This is a genomic window from Citrobacter sp. KTE30 (assembly GCF_000398825.1).
Lineage (GTDB): Bacteria > Pseudomonadota > Gammaproteobacteria > Enterobacterales > Enterobacteriaceae > Citrobacter > Citrobacter freundii.
Genome location: NZ_KB976055.1, coordinates 258,896 through 275,932, shown reverse-complemented (window position 1 = coordinate 275,932; position 17,037 = coordinate 258,896). Strand labels below are relative to the sequence as shown.

General features: G+C 52.5%; 19 protein-coding genes. 3 read left to right on the top strand and 16 right to left on the bottom strand.

Annotation, left to right across the window (positions count from 1 at the left end; genetic code table 11):
* Nucleotides 1-58: 58 nt before the first annotated feature.
* The 7 genes from WC1_RS21300 to pmbA all read right to left on the bottom strand — a co-directional run bounded on the left by WC1_RS21300 (nt 59) and on the right by pmbA (nt 4,615).
* The gene (locus tag WC1_RS21300) at nt 59-703 is read right to left on the bottom strand and encodes a DUF4310 family protein (RefSeq protein WP_003830379.1); all 645 of its coding nucleotides are present in this window, start codon (nt 701-703) and stop codon (nt 59-61) included.
* Nucleotides 704-714: 11 nt separating this feature from the next.
* On the bottom strand, nt 715-1,491 hold the full coding sequence (locus WC1_RS21305) for a DUF4311 domain-containing protein (protein WP_003025764.1): 777 nt from the start codon (nt 1,489-1,491) through the stop codon (nt 715-717).
* Nucleotides 1,492-1,513: 22 nt separating this feature from the next.
* Nucleotides 1,514-1,813: a DUF4312 family protein gene (locus WC1_RS21310; RefSeq protein WP_003025762.1), complete on the bottom strand. Its 300-nt coding sequence runs from the start codon at nt 1,811-1,813 to the stop codon at nt 1,514-1,516.
* 2 nt (nt 1,814-1,815) lie between these two features.
* The gene (locus tag WC1_RS21315) at nt 1,816-2,178 is read right to left on the bottom strand and encodes an SFCGS family glycine-rich protein (RefSeq protein WP_003830384.1); all 363 of its coding nucleotides are present in this window, start codon (nt 2,176-2,178) and stop codon (nt 1,816-1,818) included.
* Between the two features lie 10 nt (nt 2,179-2,188).
* Nucleotides 2,189-2,497, bottom strand: coding sequence for a PRD domain-containing protein (locus tag WC1_RS21320; protein ID WP_016149470.1), 309 nt, complete (start codon nt 2,495-2,497; stop codon nt 2,189-2,191).
* Between the two features lie 332 nt (nt 2,498-2,829).
* A complete protein-coding gene (gene cybC, locus WC1_RS21325; protein ID WP_016149469.1) occupies nt 2,830-3,216 on the bottom strand; it encodes a cytochrome b562 in 387 nt (128 codons plus the stop codon).
* A 46-nt stretch (nt 3,217-3,262) separates the two neighbouring features.
* Nucleotides 3,263-4,615 carry a metalloprotease PmbA gene (gene pmbA, locus WC1_RS21330; protein ID WP_016149468.1) on the bottom strand — a complete coding sequence of 451 codons (1,353 nt, stop codon included), beginning with the start codon at nt 4,613-4,615 and terminating at the stop codon, nt 3,263-3,265.
* Between the two features lie 95 nt (nt 4,616-4,710).
* On the opposite strand from pmbA, the gene yjgA reads away from it, so the two are divergent.
* Nucleotides 4,711-5,262: a ribosome biogenesis factor YjgA gene (gene yjgA, locus WC1_RS21335; protein ID WP_003025750.1), complete on the top strand. Its 552-nt coding sequence runs from the start codon at nt 4,711-4,713 to the stop codon at nt 5,260-5,262.
* A gap of 107 nt (nt 5,263-5,369) precedes the next feature.
* Here the strand turns inward: yjgA and mpl are convergent, their stop codons facing one another.
* Nucleotides 5,370-6,749, bottom strand: coding sequence for a UDP-N-acetylmuramate:L-alanyl-gamma-D-glutamyl-meso-diaminopimelate ligase (gene mpl / locus WC1_RS21340; RefSeq protein WP_003839563.1), 1,380 nt, complete (start codon nt 6,747-6,749; stop codon nt 5,370-5,372).
* 175 nt (nt 6,750-6,924) lie between these two features.
* Between mpl and fbp the strand changes: the two genes are divergently transcribed.
* Nucleotides 6,925-7,923, top strand: coding sequence for a class 1 fructose-bisphosphatase (gene fbp, locus WC1_RS21345; protein ID WP_003025742.1), 999 nt, complete (start codon nt 6,925-6,927; stop codon nt 7,921-7,923).
* 114 nt (nt 7,924-8,037) lie between these two features.
* Here the strand turns inward: fbp and WC1_RS21350 are convergent, their stop codons facing one another.
* The 5 genes from WC1_RS21350 to ytfQ all read right to left on the bottom strand — a co-directional run bounded on the left by WC1_RS21350 (nt 8,038) and on the right by ytfQ (nt 13,839).
* Nucleotides 8,038-9,150: a methyl-accepting chemotaxis protein gene (locus WC1_RS21350; RefSeq protein WP_003025738.1), complete on the bottom strand. Its 1,113-nt coding sequence runs from the start codon at nt 9,148-9,150 to the stop codon at nt 8,038-8,040.
* 103 nt (nt 9,151-9,253) lie between these two features.
* Nucleotides 9,254-10,255, bottom strand: coding sequence for a galactofuranose ABC transporter, permease protein YjfF (yjfF, locus tag WC1_RS21355; RefSeq protein ID WP_003025736.1), 1,002 nt, complete (start codon nt 10,253-10,255; stop codon nt 9,254-9,256).
* Nucleotides 10,242-11,264: a galactofuranose ABC transporter, ATP-binding protein YtfT gene (ytfT, locus tag WC1_RS21360; RefSeq protein WP_008323019.1), complete on the bottom strand. Its 1,023-nt coding sequence runs from the start codon at nt 11,262-11,264 to the stop codon at nt 10,242-10,244. The genes yjfF and ytfT overlap by 14 nt, the downstream gene beginning before the upstream one ends.
* A 13-nt stretch (nt 11,265-11,277) precedes the next feature.
* On the bottom strand, nt 11,278-12,780 hold the full coding sequence (gene ytfR, locus WC1_RS21365; RefSeq protein WP_016149467.1) for a galactofuranose ABC transporter, ATP-binding protein YtfR: 1,503 nt from the start codon (nt 12,778-12,780) through the stop codon (nt 11,278-11,280).
* Between the two features lie 102 nt (nt 12,781-12,882).
* Entirely contained in the window at nt 12,883-13,839 is a 957-nt protein-coding gene (ytfQ, locus tag WC1_RS21370) for a galactofuranose ABC transporter substrate-binding protein YtfQ (protein WP_003025728.1), read from the bottom strand.
* A gap of 309 nt (nt 13,840-14,148) precedes the next feature.
* On the opposite strand from ytfQ, the gene ppa reads away from it, so the two are divergent.
* Entirely contained in the window at nt 14,149-14,676 is a 528-nt protein-coding gene (ppa, locus tag WC1_RS21375; RefSeq protein WP_003025726.1) for an inorganic diphosphatase, read from the top strand.
* Nucleotides 14,677-14,746: 70 nt separating this feature from the next.
* Here the strand turns inward: ppa and WC1_RS21380 are convergent, their stop codons facing one another.
* From WC1_RS21380 to WC1_RS21390, 3 genes are all read right to left on the bottom strand, one after another.
* On the bottom strand, nt 14,747-15,028 hold the full coding sequence (locus WC1_RS21380; protein WP_003839553.1) for a hypothetical protein: 282 nt from the start codon (nt 15,026-15,028) through the stop codon (nt 14,747-14,749).
* Nucleotides 15,029-16,240, bottom strand: a complete 1,212-nt coding sequence (gene tssD / locus WC1_RS21385; protein WP_016149466.1) for a type VI secretion system tube protein TssD — start codon at nt 16,238-16,240, stop codon at nt 15,029-15,031.
* Between the two features lie 450 nt (nt 16,241-16,690).
* Complete coding sequence (locus WC1_RS21390; RefSeq protein WP_003025723.1) at nt 16,691-17,035, bottom strand: gamma-glutamylcyclotransferase family protein; 345 nt, start codon at nt 17,033-17,035, stop codon at nt 16,691-16,693.
* Between the last annotated feature and the right edge of the window lie 2 nt (nt 17,036-17,037).

Sequence of the window (17,037 nt, the reverse complement as noted above, 5' to 3'; positions counted from 1 at the left end):
CGCTCTCTCCTATGCCGGATGGCAGCGTAACCGCCTTATCCGGCCTGCAAATCAACAGTTAGCTAATGGCAATCGGGAAGATGGACCCGAGGATCATTGCCCCAAGGATCGCCCCGCCGGTAATCGGTTTTTGCCACAGATAAAACAGCAGCGCACCCGCCAGAGAACCGATTCCGATAGGAATAGAAGCCGTCATCGCGCTGAGGATAATCAACGGTCCGAGGAAGCGGCCGGAGGCGTTACCGGCCCCCATCATGACGTCCGCACCGTAGGTTGAGTCGCTCTGGTTGATGGTGAACTTACGCGCCAGAATGATGATGTAGCCAATCGCCAAACCAATCACCAGACCAGTGACCAGCGAGGCGGCAAAGTTGGCGACCGGGAAGATAATGCCCGCGCCCAGCAGCAGCGCCGGAACACCTAACCCAACCCCGGTCTGAATCGCCCCGCCGATATCCAGAATACCCACCAGCGAACCTTCAATGATGCGGGCAAACAGGAAACTTGCGCCAAATGCCGCCACCGCCCCGTAGGAGCCGGTATCCATTCCAGCTTTCAGCATCGCCACAAAAGCCACTTCGTTAAATGCGCCAATACCGTACAGGTAGTACATGTGCGTTCCGGCAAATACGCCGGATGAGAGCAGGCCCACGAAGATCGGGAACGACCAGTCAGCGAACCAAAAACCTTTATTCTGTTCCATGATGACCTCCGTTATTTGCCGCTGAGCGAGTTGTGGATAAGTTCGAGCCAGTTAGGCACGGTCAGATGGAAGGATTCGATCATCTTCATATCGAAACCGCGGAAGAAGCCGCTCAGAACAAACAGCGCGACGATAGCTACCATCATCACTTTCGTGACGTGGTTCCAGCCGCTTTCTTCAACACCTTTGCCGATCAGAATGCCGAGCACCAGCCCCGGAACGGCGTTGCCCATGATCAGCTGCGCCGCGCCGCCAAAAACGGTGGCCCAGAAGCCGGATTTCTTACCGGCGTCGATCGCCGCCAGCCAGAAGATCACCGGCATCACGGTGTTAACCAGCAGGTTAGCCGCGGGCACCAGTACCTTGACGGCGGTAACCTGCAGCGCTTCCGGTACGGATGACGCAGTGAGGTTCAGAAAGGTCACCACGATCATCCCGATAACGCCGCAGGCAATTGCCATGCGCTTAGGATCGTGCAGCGTTTCACCGACGTTGCGATTTTTAATCATCAGCGCGGCGGCGCCCCAGTTGGGGATGATGCGATGGTCGACGTCCTGAGTGAACGCCCCCGCCGCAACGGAGGAAGCCCAGGCGTTAAAGAAGAAGCCCAGGCCGAACGAGAAGTGAGAAGCCGGATCCCCTTCGCAGGAATTCAGTTCTCCAAGAGTACGAAACGCGCCCATCCCTTGAGTGGTAGGCGCATGAAACATGCGTGCAGCCCCAGCGCCGACACCAACGCCAACCAACGCGCCGATGATGAGCGATTTTATTAATATTATCAGGAACATAATTATGCCTTTTAATAGAAAATCAGCGTTGCGTAACGAAATCCACCTTGTCGAGATTGATGGCAGTCACGTTGACGGTCACGTCCAGCTCCACGCTGAAAGTGCGTCTTTCCCGGCGCAAAAAGAGGAATAAAAACGCCTCTTTACGCACCGATTCACGCGCTTGAACAACCTGCACATCCTGTGGCTCAATACGCAGTAAGATATGCGGCGACGCTTTCATCACCGCAGCCTGAACGTGGTTCAGGGCATCGGCAAAGGCGCGAGCTTTGGTCTCGCCCTTACCCGTGACTCTCACCGTGGTGGTGAATTGCTCTTTCATGCTTAAGCGCCGTGTTTCTTTTGCCAGGCCTGCACCAGGCGCTCGCCGAGCTCTTCTTTGTCCATAAAGCCGAATCCCAGTACGTTGCACCCTTCGTTGATGGCGGTTACCCCTTCATCGACCGAACGCATGCCGTATTTCGCCTTGTAGCCGTATTTGGTCTGCGCAGTAATCGCACCCGCACCACCGCTGCCGCAAAACGAGATACCAAAGGTGGCGTTTTCCGCCTTCATCACGTCACCCAGCTTCATATCTGCTGCAACGCCCGGCACCACAACGGCACGGCCACCCGCTTTCTCTACGCCTGCCGCCACTTTCTGGCCTTTACCCAGACGATCGCCAATCACTACGGTAATCTGTTCCATCTTTTTCTCCTTAAAGGTTGTCTTTCGCGACTTCAAAGTGCACCGACAGCAGCCAGGCCTCTTCCTCAGGAAGATTGCCAAACTCGGCGACCACGTCGCGGGCAAGCGCCATTGACTCGGCAGATATTTCATCAAACAAGCTGGCATCGACTTCTGGTAAGGGTTCACCCGTTGCCGAGCGGTGCGCCATGGCGCGAACATGCGACGTCAGCATCTGTTCCTGTACGGCGTTGGGAATAATGTTGCGTTCACGCAGCAAGGCATACACCTGCGCCAGCATGCGGTCGGCCAGTTCCACCGATTCCCCCATGTCATTCATTACAGCTCCGTTATTCACTCGTCTTACCCCGTTAATGTCTCTGAGGGTAAATTAGCGACGGAGGTTATAAGTTTGTAGCGAGTTGTTTTCCACTTCGAAGTGGAAAGGTGTGCAGCGATAGTGATCTGTGCCGCAAAAAGGGCTGGAACCACGATTTATCACCGGAAGAATGTGATTGAGATCGCAAGAGTGGGCAGCAAAATGGAAGGAAGTGCGAACAATGAATGGACGATAAAAATGAAAAAATGTGATGGGGATAGCGTTTACTTATGGGGCGTGCAGTAGCGGGGGATTTTATCCGGCCTACGGGTATGCAGGCCGGATAGCGCAGATTAGCGGAACTTCTTGTGGTTTTCGTTGCGCGTGGTTTTCAGCTCTTCCGCAACGGCTTTCGCCTCTTTAACTTTACCTTCGTTCGCCAGCTTCAGCGCGCCGTCAATCTGGCCGATCAGCGTGTCAAAGCCGTGGCGGAAATCTTTCATCTCCGGGCTGTCCGGGGATTTGTTTTCCAGCTTCGGCGGCGTACCTTTTTGCGCGTCCAGCGCGGCTGCACGCATTTTGGTTAACGCGTCTTTCAGTTCAGTCGCATTATCCGTTTTTTCGACAATTTTCAGGTTGTCGTTGAGGATCCCCATGTCATCTTCGAGATCGGCTGCAAACGCAGAAAAACCAAGAACCAGCGTTGAAGCCGCGACGATCGCTAACAGGTGTTTACGCATTGCTCACTTCCTTTTTTATTATTAAAAATTAACGCCTTAACGAGTATTACTGCCCGGCGATTTTCATCTCCGGTAACAATACCGAACCACATTGGATATTACTGCGCGTTTCAATATCGTTCCCCACGGTCACAATATTGCGCCACATCTCTTTTAAGTTACCGGCGATGGTAATTTCACTCACCGGATACTGAATTTCACCATTTTCGACCCAGAAGCCCGCCGCGCCGCGCGAGTAATCGCCGGTAATGCCGCTTACGCCCTGTCCCATCAGCTCAGTAACCACAAGACCTGTGCCCATCTCTTTGAGCAACTGCTCGAAGCTTAGACCTTGTCCCGGAATTCGCCAGTTGTGGATCCCGCCTGCATGACCAGTGCTCTTCAGCCCCAGCTTACGTGCGGAATAGTTGGTCAGCAGCCACTGAGTCAGCACGCCGTCTTTAATAATGTCGCGGCGTTCGGTCCGTACGCCTTCGCTGTCGAACGGTGAAGACGCCAACCCTTTCAGCAGGTGCGGATGTTCTTCAATAGTCAGCCATTCCGGCAGAATTTGTTTGCCCAGCGAATCCAGCAGGAAGGTGGATTTGCGGTACACCGAACCGCCGGCGATCGCGCCGACCAGGTGTCCGAACAGTCCGGTCGCCACTTCGTTGGCGAAAATCACCGGCGCTTTCATGGTGGACAGCTTACGCGGAGACAGGCGTGATAAGGTACGGCGAGCACAGTCAGCCCCCACCCACTCCGGCGTTTGCAGATCGCCCATCGCCCGGCCAATGGTGTAGGCGTAATCACGCTCCATATCACCATTTTCTTCCGCGATCACGCAGCTGGAAAGGGAATGACGCGTGGAGCAGTAGCCCTGCAGCATGCCGTGGCTGTTACCAAACACTTTGATGCCATAGTGGCTGTTAAAGCTGCCGCCTTCGGTATTGGTGATACGCTTATCAGCCTGCAGCGCCGCCTGTTCAGCACGAGCGGCCAGTTCGATGGCTTCATCAGGGGAAACTTCCGCCGGGTGGAACAGGTCCAGATCGGGCGCATCAAAGGCCAGCAGGTCTTTATCTGCCACGCCTGCGCACGGATCCGGCGAAGTGTAACGTGCAATGTCCAGCGCAGCCTGCACGGTGCGTGCAATCGCCTGCGGGCTTAAATCGGTGGACGATGCGCTGCCCTTACGGTTCTGGTGATAAACCGTAATCCCCAGTGCACCATCGCTATTGAATTCGACGTTCTCCACTTCACCATAACGGGTGCTGACGCTAATACCCGTGGTCTTGCTCAAAGCGACTTCCGCGCCATCCGACTTACCTGACGCTAATTCCAGTGCCGTCGAGACTGCTTCTTCCAGAATCTTACGCTGCGCTTCAACTTGTGAGATTACTTTCATCGCAAATGCCATAATGTAGAGAGAGTTTCTCTGAAGTCTAACAGAGAACCGTTTTTCAGTGCGCATCTTAACTGGTAACATTAGCCTCTTTTTTTAAGGAGCCTGAAATGACAAAGCAGCCCGAAGACTGGCTCGACGACGTTCCCGGTGATGACATCGAAGACGAAGACGATGAAATTATCTGGGTCAGTAAAAGTGAAATTAAACGCGATGCCGAGGAGTTAAAACGCCTGGGTGCGGAACTGGTTGATCTGGGGAAAAACGCGCTGGATAAGATCCCGCTTGATGCGGATTTACGTGCCGCCATTGAGCTGGCCCAGCGTATTAAGATGGAAGGACGCCGCCGCCAGCTGCAGTTGATTGGCAAAATGTTGCGCCAGCGCGATGTTGATCCTATTCGTCAGGCGCTGGACAAGCTGAAAAATCGTCACAACCAGCAGGTCGTTGTCTTCCATAAGCTGGAGCAACTGCGTGACCGAATGGTTGACGGTAGCGATGAAGCCATCGAAGAAGTGATGAATCTGTGGCCTGACGCCGACCGCCAGCAACTGCGTTCGCTGGTGCGTAACGCCAGGAAAGAAAAAGCGGGCAACAAGCCGCCAAAATCTTCCCGCCAGATCTTCCAGTATCTGCGTGAACTGGCGGAAAACGAGGCCTAACCTCTTTGTCCGCCGAAAGTGCCGGATGGCGGTGCAATCACCTTATCCGGCCTACAATCCGTGAATTCGTTGTAGGCCCGGTAAGCGTAGCGCCACCGGGCATTTTTTTACTCTTCCGCTTCCGCCTGAGCTTTCTTCGCCAGGCCATCCAGCAGTTTTTGATGAATACCACCAAATCCGCCGTTGCTCATCACCAGAATGTGATCGCCTGGCTGCGCGGTTTTCACCACCATATCTGCCAGGGCATCCACATCGCCACTCCAGTGTGCCGGCTGAACGCAGGCTTCAGCGACTTCGGCTACCTGCCACGGAATATGCGGAGGTTGCAGCAGGAACACTTCGTCCGCACGGCCTAACGACGGCGCCAGATCGTCTTTGCACAGGCCCATTTTCATGGTGTTCGAGCGAGGTTCCAGCACTGCGATGATGCGCGCCGTACCGCCTACTTTACCGCGCAACGCCGCAAGCGTTGCCAGAATGGCCGTCGGGTGATGGGCAAAATCGTCATACACCGTCACGCCATTGGCTTCACCGCGCAGCTCAAGACGACGACGGGCGTTAATGAATGAACCGAGCGCATTAGCTGCATCTGCAGGTACGACGCCCACATGGCGCGCGGCCGCAATCGCCATCAGACCGTTATGCATATTGTGCTCGCCCACCAGGCCCCACTTCACTTCGCCGACTTTTTCACCGTCCAGCCACACTTCCCACTCAGAAGCATCGGTGGTCAGTTTTTTCGCCTGCCAGTGACCTTGTTCGCCCACCAGCTCTTGTTCGCTCCAGCAGCCCATCGCCATCGTTTGTTTCAGATTGATGTCGTTTTCCGGGTAGATGATGCGTCCCTGGCCCGGCACGATACGCACCAGGTGATGGAACTGTTTCTGGATCGCTTTCAAATCGTCAAAGATGTCCGCGTGATCGAACTCAAGGTTGTTGAGGATCAGCGTACGCGGGCAGTAATGCACGAATTTAGAACGCTTGTCGAAGAACGCGCAGTCGTACTCATCCGCTTCAATCACGAAGAAGTCGCTTTCGCCCAGACGCGCAGAAACCTCGAAGTTACCCGGTACGCCGCCGATCACAAAGCCAGGCTTATAGCCGCAGGCTTCGAGGATCCAGGTCGCCATTCCGGCGGTGGTGGTTTTGCCGTGCGTACCCGCAACCGCCAGTACCCAGCGGTCGCGCAATACAAAGTCATGCAGCCACTGCGGGCCAGACATGTACGGAATGTTCTTCTCGAGAACCGCTTCCACGCACGGATTACCACGGGTCATGGCATTGCCGATGATCACTAAGTCCGGCTGCGGGTCGAGCTGGCTGGCATCGTAACCCTGAATCAGATCAATGCCTTGCTTCTCAAGTAAGGTACTCATCGGCGGATACACATTGGCGTCCGAACCGGTTACTTCATGACCGAGCGAGCGCGCCAGCATCGCCAGACCGCCCATGAAAGTGCCACAAATTCCCAAAATATGAATGCGCATACGTCACTATCCTTTTTTAATCTGGGGGCCATTTTACGCACATGTCCGGCAAGTGAGAAACGCATTTCAGGATATTCCGCAGTTTGCTGGCGCGATTCACCTAAGCGCAACAATGGAAATATTTGTTAATATTGTTGCGGTCGCTTTACTCCACATAAATTGCAGGGAAAGTGTTATGAAAACGTTAGGTGAATTTATTGTCGAAAAGCAGCACGAGTTTTCTCATGCTACCGGTGAACTCACTGCTTTGTTGTCGGCAATAAAGCTGGGCGCCAAGATCATCCACCGCGATATCAACAAGGCCGGTCTGGTCGATATCCTGGGTGCCAGCGGTGCTGAGAACGTGCAGGGAGAGGTTCAGCAAAAACTCGATCTGTTCGCGAACGAAAAACTGAAAGCTGCACTGAAGGCGCGCGACATTGTGGCGGGCATTGCCTCGGAAGAAGAAGATGAAATCGTCGTCTTTGAAGGCTGTGAACACGCTAAATACGTTGTGCTAATGGATCCGCTGGATGGCTCATCCAACATCGATGTTAACGTCTCTGTCGGTACGATTTTCTCTATTTACCGCCGCGTAACCCCAGTCGGTACTCCGGTCACGGAAGAGGATTTCCTGCAACCGGGCAACAAGCAGGTTGCTGCAGGTTACGTGGTTTATGGTTCTTCCACCATGCTGGTGTACACCACCGGCTGTGGCGTGCACGCCTTCACCTACGATCCTTCTCTGGGCGTATTCTGCCTCAGCCAGGAACGTATGCGCTTCCCGGCGAAAGGCAGCACGTACTCCATTAACGAAGGTAACTACATCAAATTCCCGAACGGCGTGAAGAAGTACATTAAATTCTGCCAGGAAGAAGATAAGTCAACCCAGCGCCCGTACACCTCGCGCTACATTGGCTCTCTGGTTGCGGACTTCCATCGCAATCTGCTGAAAGGCGGGATCTACCTGTACCCAAGCACCGCCAGCCACCCGGAAGGGAAACTGCGTCTGCTGTATGAATGCAACCCAATGGCCCTGCTGGCCGAGCAAGCGGGCGGCAAGGCGAGCGACGGTAAAAATCGTATTCTGGATATCATCCCGGAAAGCCTGCACCAGCGCCGCTCCTTCTTCGTGGGTAACGACCATATGGTTGAAGATGTAGAACGCTTTATCCGCGAGTTCCCGGACGCGTAAGCGCAACATCCGGCCTACAGCACGTTGCAGGCCGGATAAGCGAAGTGCCATCCGGCACAATACGGTGATATTGCCGGATGGCGGCGTAAACGCCTTTATCCGGCCTACGCACGGTTAGGCTGTCTGTAGCTTAAATACGGCCATTGCTTCGATTAGCGCTGAAGACTGTTCTTCCAGCGAGCGGGTAGCCGCTGACGACTGCTGTACCAGCGCCGCATTTTGCTGCGCCGTTTCATCCATCTGAATCACCGCAATATTCACCTGCTCTATGCCGCGACTCTGTTCCTGGGACGCACTGGCAATTTCACGCATTAGTTTGGTCATGCGCATGACTTCATTGGCAATCTCATCCATGGTTTCGCCCGCCTGCTGCGCCAGCTCACTACCTTCCCCTACGTGGGTGTGTGAATCACTGATTAACGTGCGGATCTCTTTGGCCGCCTCGGCGCTGCGGCTGGCCAGATTACGTACTTCACCTGCAACAACCGCAAAGCCCCGCCCCTGCTCACCGGCGCGCGCCGCTTCAACGGAAGCGTTGAGCGCCAGGATATTGGTCTGGAAAGCAATACCGTCGATTACGCTGAGGATGTCGGCGATTCGGCTGGAGCTGCCGGAAATATCGCGCATTTTCTCGATCACATAGCACACCATTTCGCTACCGCGATCGGCGGTATCCGACACCGATTTCGCCAGTTGGTGAGCCTGTTCCGCGTTCTGCGCATTCTGTTTCACCGTCGCCGTGAGTTCTTCCATGCTGGCGGCGGTCTGCTCCAGTGAAGTGGCTGTCGATTCAGTGCGTTGCGCCAGATGCTGGTTCCCGGCCGTCAGTTCACGACTGCCAATATCAATTTGCGAACTGGCATCGCGTACGCGTTGTACCGAGTCGCCCAGCGCATGGCGCATGTCATCCATTGCCGCGTTCAGGCGGTTGAATTCAGCGCTGGCCGACAGCGTGGTAACCGGTGATAAATCCCCCGTCGCCAGACGTTCCAGTTGCTCAACCATATTATCCAGCGGTTTGAGAAACTTATTTCGCAGCATAAACCAAATAACCGCCAGCAATGCGATAGCAGTCAACATCGCAGCACTCATAATACCGTGATAAATCAATGAGGTAATGACACGCGTAGAGGCATATAGCCCCATACCACCGGTCAGTAACAGAAGGAAAGTCAGCAAAGACAATAACACCAACAAACTTGATCGAATTGAAAGGGATTTTGGCATCGTTATATTTCCGGTTGTAGGGTTAAAACAGACCTGTACAGAACCTATCGACTACAACCGGAAAAAGTTTAGGTATTTAAATGTTTTGTGCAAAATCAGGATGTTACTTTGGTGTTGCCGCCGTACCCACTCGGGTAACCGGCGAGCTTTGACGATTTTCCCAAAGCACCGTCAGACCGCGTTGTAACGCTATAAAAATAAACAATAAAATGCCAATCGCGATCTTCGTCCACCAGGAACTTAATGTGCCATCAAAATTAATGTAGGTCTGGATCAACCCCTGAATGGCAACGCCAAACAACGTCCCTAACACCGTACCGACCCCACCACTTAGCAGCGTTCCGCCAATCACCACTGAGGCAATCGCATCCAGCTCAACGCCAACGCCCGCCAGCGCATAACCCGCCTGGGTGTAAATGGAAAACACAATGCCGGCAAGCGTCGCCAGCCCGGTAGACAGCATATAAATGCGGATCGTTGTGCTGCGAGTAGAAATGCCCATCAGGTTAGCAGAGGTGGCGTTGCCGCCAATGGCGTAAACCTGATTACCAAAGCGCGTACGGTGCGCAAGGAAGATGCCAATCACCACCACGCCCAGCATTAACAACCCCATCGCGCTCAGGCGACCGCCGCCAGGAATTTTCCATGCCAGACTTGAGAGCGTGTCATAAATCGGATGGTTAATTGGGATCGACTCTTCAGAGACCAGATAGCTGACGCCGCGCAGGAAAAACATTCCCGCCAGCGTAATAATGAATGCTGGGATCTTCAGCGCATCAATCAGTAACCCCATAAACGCGCCAAACGCACAGCCCATCAGCAAAATCAGGGGGAACGCCAGCAGCGGGGAAATACCCCAATAGCCAATGGCCTTCGCCAAAAATACGCCGGTAAACGCGATCACCGAGCCAACGGAAAGGTCGATCCCGCCAGAGAGGATCACGAAGGTCATGCCCACGGCGATAATCCCTAAAAAAGCGTTATCGGTCAGGATATTGCAAATCACCCGGGTGGAAGCAAAAGCTGGAAACTGCGTCAGGCAGTAAAGGTAGCCCAGCACAAACACGCCGAGGGTGATCATCAGCGGTAAATTACGTTTTATCATGACCACGCACTCCTTTTATCAGGCTGATAAAGCGTTGTGACTGCACGACCAGCACACACAACACCACCACGGCTTTGACCACCTGATTCAGTTCCGGCTGGAAGCCCGACAGCAAAATCCCGGTGTTCATGCCCTGAATAATCAACGCGCCTACCACCGACAGCAGCAGGTTAAAGCGCCCGCCCATTAGCGAGCCACCACCGATGACTACCGCCAGGATGGCATCCAGTTCCAGCCATAATCCGGCGTTATTGGCATCTGCCCCACGAATATCCGCCGTGACGATAATGCCAGCGATAGCCGCGCACAGGCCGCTCAACACATAGGTGAGCATCACGATAATGCGGGTGTTCACCCCAGCGTTTTTTGCCGCACGAATGTTGATACCCACCGCTTCGATAAACATACCCAGCGCCGTTTTCCGCGTCAGCAGCCAGAACACCACCAGCGTGAGCAGTGCAATAATTACCGGCGTAGGGAACAGTAAGAGCGAGCCGCTACCAAACCACGACAGCTCGGGCGAGTTGAAAGTGACGATTTGCCCGGAAGTGATAAGCTGCGCCACTCCACGCCCGGCCACCATCAGGATTAGCGTGGCGACAAACGGTTGGATCTTGAGTATGGCCACCAGAATCCCATTCCACAGCCCAGCCAGAATGCCGGAGCCTAAGGCGGCAAGCAGCACCACCGGTAGACTGTGCCCGGCCACCGTCATCGCCGCAGTAGTGGCGCCAGCAATAGCCATGACGGCCCCCACGGAAAGGTCGATGCCGCCGGTGGCAATCACCAGCGTCATACCAATCGCCAACAGCGCCACGGGAGCGGCGCGGTTGAGAATATCAATCGGGCTACCAAACAGCCGACCATCCTGCAAAATCACCTGGTAGAAGTGCGGGGCGACCAGGCTATCCACCAGCAGCACCAGCAGTAGCGCCACCAGTTGTGGCATCCCCTTTGGCCAACGGAACCGCCGTTTAGGCGGATTGGATTGAGGGAGGGATTGAGGCATCACCATAGTCTCCTTAGGCCGCAATGGCGTTCATGATCGCCGGTACGGACAGTTCAGCCAGTGGGATCTCGGCCACTTGTTTGCGATCGCGCATAATAATGACCCGATCGGCATAGCCCACTAACTCTTCCAGTTCGGATGAGATGACCAGCAGCGCCAGACCATCCGCGCACAGCGTTTCGATCAGTCGGATAATCTCCGCATGCGCGCCGACGTCGATCCCACGCGTGGGTTCATCGAGGATCAGGAACTGCGGTTTGGTCAGTAACCAGCGCGAGAGCAATACTTTTTGCTGATTGCCGCCGGAGAGAAACTCGATCGGCTGTTCAGCGTTGGGGGTGCGAATTCCGAGCTGGCGGATAAAACGCTCGGCAATCTCGTTTTGTTCTTTCCGTGGGATAGGCCGCAGCCAGCCGCGCTGCGCCTGCAATGCCAGAATGATGTTTTCCCGCACCGAAGCGGCGGCAATAATGCCATCCGTTTTGCGATCCTCCGGACAGAAACCGATTCCCAGACACGAAGCCTGATGCGGCGATCGCAAGGTCTGCGGTTTGCCTTTGATCAGCGCACTTCCGCTGTCGGCGGGTTTAATACCGAAGATCACCTCTGCCGTTTCCGTTCGCCCGGATCCCAGCAGTCCTGCGAGACCGACGATCTCACCGGGACGCACCTGTAGATCAAACGGCGCGATGGTGCCTTTTTTGCCAAAGTCGCTAAAGGCCGCCACCGGCTTATCGCTAAGCAATGTGCGTCCCGCACGCTGTAGCGCATGGGTATCCAGTTCGCGACCCAGCATCATTTTGACCAGTTCAATTTGCGGTAATTCCCGGGTTTCACGGCAGCCAACGAAGCCGCCGTTACGCAGAACGGTGATGCGATCGCTGACCTGATAAACCTGATCGAGGAAATGAGTGACGAAGATCAGGCTGACGCCCCGATCGCGCAGATGACGCATCAGGCCGAACAGCATTTCAACTTCCTGGGTATCGAGGCTGGCGGTCGGCTCATCGAGGATCAGCACTTTCGCGGAGAGATCGATCGCCCGACAGATGGCGACGATTTGTTGCATCGCCACGGAAAAGCGGTTCAGCGGCTCACGCACGTCAAGGGAAAAACCGTATGACGCCATCAGCTCCGTCGCGCGTTTTTCCATCTGCTTGCGCTGAAGCAGGCCAAAACGCCGCGGCTCACGGCCAATAAATAAGTTATCGGCAACCGACATATTGGGCAGCAGGTTCACTTCCTGGTACACGGTGCCAATCCCCAGTTGCTGGGCATGGGCGGTGTTTTTGGGGGAGATCGGTTGGCCTTCGAGCCAGATAGTGCCGCGATCTGCATGGTAAACGCCGGTCAGCGCTTTGATGAGCGTCGATTTGCCGGCTCCGTTTTCCCCCAGCAGCGCCATAATTTCACCGCGACGCAAGCTGAAATCTACGTTATCCAACGCTTTGACGCCGGGAAAGAATTTGCTTAATCCTTCGGTGCGGAGGATTTCCTGATGTTGGTCGGTGGTCATGATTCCTCCTGCATCACGCCGGATGGCGCTACGCTTATCCGGCCTACAAAAGAGCGTAATGTAGGCCGGGCAAGCGCAGCCCCCCGGCATTTTCATGAAGGCTTAGTAGCCCATGTTTTTCTTCTTCTCTAACTCTTCTTTCGCCGTATCCGGCAGATAGAGGATCGACTTGGTAATGGTCAGCTTCTCAGGCATCGTGCCGTCTTTTTTGAATTTCTCCAGCGCGTCGAATGCCGGCCCCGCCATATTCGGCGTCAGTTCAACGCTGGCGTTGGCTTCACCGTCAATCATCGCTTTGTAGATATCCGGTACGCCGTCGATAGAACCGGTGAGAATATCTTTGCCGGGTTTCAGACCCGCTTCTTTGATCGCCTGGATAGCACCGATCACCATGTCATCGTTGTGGGCGTAAACCATGCAGATGTTCTTGCCGTTGTTTTCTGCTTTGATAAAGCTCTCCATCACTTCTTTCCCTTTACTGCGGGTGAAGTCACCGGACTGAGAACGGATAATTTTGATGTTTGGCGCACTGGCGATGGCTTCAGCAAAGCCTTTTTTACGATCGATCGCCACGCTGGCCCCGACGGTCCCTTGCAGCTCAACGACGTTACACGGCTTGCCGTCCACTTGTTTAATCAGCCAGTCGCCGATCAATTTGCCTTCCAGCACGTTGTCGGCGGTGACGGTGGTCATATAGAGAGATTTGTCTTTTACATCGATGGAACGATCAAGCAAAAAGACCGGAATGTCGGCATCTTTCGCTTCTTTTAAAACCGGCTCCCAACCTGTTGCCACGACCGGCGCAATAAAGATGGCGTCGACGCCCTGCGCAACAAATGAGCGAACTGCTTTAATCTGGTTTTCCTGCTTTTGTTGGCCATCAGCGATTTTCAGCGTAATTCCCCGCTTTTCGGCCTCGCTTTTCGCGACGTTGGTTTCTGCTGCGCGCCAGCCCGATTCAGAGCCAACCTGCGAAAATCCTACGGTTAAAGGGGCTGCCATTGCCATAGACGACATGGCTGCCGAAACTGCTGTGACTAAAAGTAAGCGCTTCCACATAAGTGCGTCCTCGTAGGGTGATTATTGTTGGTTAATTAACCGTTGCGAAAAAACTATAGACAATTGAGCATGTAACGGATTGCGTTACATCACACTTCAAAAAAGTAAATAAAACGTTAATCACAACTTTGTAATCGCTTTCATCTCGCTATGAAAAATGCGGCTGAAGATATGGACTTTTCTGTCACGAGAGAGAGGTGAAAAGAAGAAAATGCACGCAGAGAAAGCGAAAACAAGCGGAGACATTCCGCGCGAGTTGGCTATAATACCCGCCACTTGTTTGCCATAGCTTATTTAAAGGAAACAGACATGAGCTTACTCAACGTCCCTGCCGGTAAAGACCTGCCGGAAGATATCTACGTTGTTATCGAGATCCCTGCTAACGCAGATCCGATCAAATACGAAGTTGACAAAGAGAGCGGCGCCCTGTTCGTTGACCGCTTCATGTCCACCGCGATGTTCTATCCGTGCAACTACGGTTACATCAACCACACCCTGTCTCTGGATGGTGACCCGGTAGACGTTCTGGTCCCGACTCCGTACCCGCTGGAGCCAGGTTCAGTGATTCGTTGCCGCCCGGTTGGCGTACTGAAAATGACCGACGAATCCGGTGAAGATGCGAAACTGGTTGCGGTACCGCACACCAAGCTGAGCAAAGAATACGATCACATCAAAGATGTGACCGACCTGCCGGAACTGCTGAAAGCGCAGATCACCCACTTCTTCGAGCACTACAAAGACCTCGAAGCTGGCAAATGGGTAAAAGTTGACGGTTGGGACAACGCTGAAGCTGCTAAAGCTGAAATCGTTGCTTCCTTCGAGCGCGCGAAGAAGTAAGTTGGCTTTCTAAGATCAGCATAACTTATTGAAGCCCCTCACTTTATGAGGGGCTTTTATTGAGATCAATCTAAACAATTAGTTTCAGTTCAGGCTTCGTTTCAAAGAAACGTTCTTGTTCTTGAAAATCTATTAACCTACTAGCCCCTTCAGGTATTTTGGTTCTCGAAATTTTCACTCCAGATTTACAGGTTTCGCACCAAATAACCTTCCAGCCAATATCACCATTATCGAAACCAAAGTATTGATAAGAAAGTCCTTTTTTACCACATGCTGGGCATTCACATGAACTGTAACTACCATCATCTTTTGGTAAGTGCTTCATCCATTCAAGATAGGTCAAAGAGTTCATCTATTTGTACTCCTCTAGCTTTCCGGTCTTATTATTCAGGTAAAATTGCCAAAAGTTATCTTCAATACTATGGGCGGCTTTTTCATTCAATATCAATTCTTTATTCATCTTGATTGCATCATCAGCATATGTATTTGGATGCTTAAAGAGATAGATTTGCATAGTATGTGTTCTTTCATGTCCTAACGTTTTTATTAATTGCTCAATATCCGCAAAAGCATCCGGGTACAAATCAATATCACCACTAGGGTGAGTATAACCATAGATATTCTTACCTTTCAGGTCAGAATCCCTGATAATTCTCACTTTAACTCCCCCCAAGCCTATCCCACCTTCACGTGCAGCCTGTTCAACATAGCGCATCTGCATAGGCACTTTTAGATCTGAAAACACTTCAGTATTGCTAGTCCGACGATATAAATTTTCAGTGGTGTTACTACGCCCTAATGATATGCTCTTGGTTTCAATCCGCCCCAGCTTTTCAAGACTTCTTATCGTCGAACTTAACTCCATCCTCCCAAGCCCATAACCAGCGGCAATAGAGGCAGCCGTAATGGCGACGCCGACCGTTTTCTCATTAAGAATCTGATCGTAGCCTTTGACGGCATCACCACCCAGTTTTTCTGCAGTGTCCCTGAACCCTTCGATGTTACCGTTATAAATCCCTCCAGCCGCCAGCAATCGGCCCACACCTGCACTGTTAAGAGTTTGAGTCTGGGGTTTCGGAATCGGAACAAAAAGCTTATTGTAGTCTGCAGGTAAAGCCAGATAGCTACACTCGGTATTGCTTATCAGGTGCTTACAAAGGATATAATCATAATTTACTGATATTATTTCTGTATCTATCTGGTCTTTTATAACCCTCATCTGAATACTTGATATCGATGCACCTCTGAGCTGAATATAATAATACTTCTCCCATTGACCATATCTATTTATGTGATAAAACCAAAACTCAAGAAACAGGTTTTCATTGTTATTAATCGCATTCATTAATAGTGGTGAGCTTTTATCTATTTGCTTACTGAATGTTAAGTTCTTTAGATTCGTACCTTTACCTGTACTCGCTACTCCTGCAACCAGAGAAAAAACAAATATTTCATTCACATGATTCTGTTGCCACCGATTACCAACTGAATCAATTGTGCCACATCCATCAGAAATATCGCCTTGTTGTTCACCAATGAGCTTGAGATAAACAATATTACTCATTCCATTACTATCCTTACCTGGATAATTATTTTTACAGAATGAGAGTGCAACTAAAATAAAATTATTTCTGCTAACGTGATCATATTGCCTTACAATAATCCACGGTGATGTTTTGAGTAAAATAATAAATTATATTAATTAACGCTTTATTGAACAGGTATTTTTATGTGATGAAAAAAAAGAGAAATGCTTCCTGATAGCCCAAGATTACAGCGACCATCGTATAAAACAACGCCACCCGAGGGTGGCGTGTTATACCTGTCGTCTTTCAAACTGCCTCTGCGTTGGCTTTACTCGGCCTTTGGCCTCGCCCCTTCGGGGCCAGCGTAAGCGCTGTTCAAACTGGCTGTGCCAGTTTGTCCTCGCTCACCCCAGTCACGTACTGAAGTACGCTCCTGGGGATTCTCTGCGTCGCCGCCTTGATGCAACTCGAAATCCATCAGGTATATGTTAGTACTGGTCTCTGTCTAACCAGTTACCGCTTTCAATCAGCGTTAAGCCATCAACCGGACGTTGGTACACGTACATCCATGCACTTCCGTACGGCGTTTGAATTAACTGGCGTGCGTATTCACCGCCGCGGGTACGCAGAGCGTCAAGCTCTGCCAGCGTGGCGTTATCAATACGATAAACTTCCCCGTGTACTGTTCCATTCCCCGGAACGGCGCCTGGATAGTGGCCCAGGCTGTACAACTGGTAGTTATCGATACTGAAATTTCCCAGCAACAGGGCATTGGTCATCCAGTGGCTGTTGCCTTGTTTGGTTCGTAAACTGCCGTAGACAAATATTCGCATTG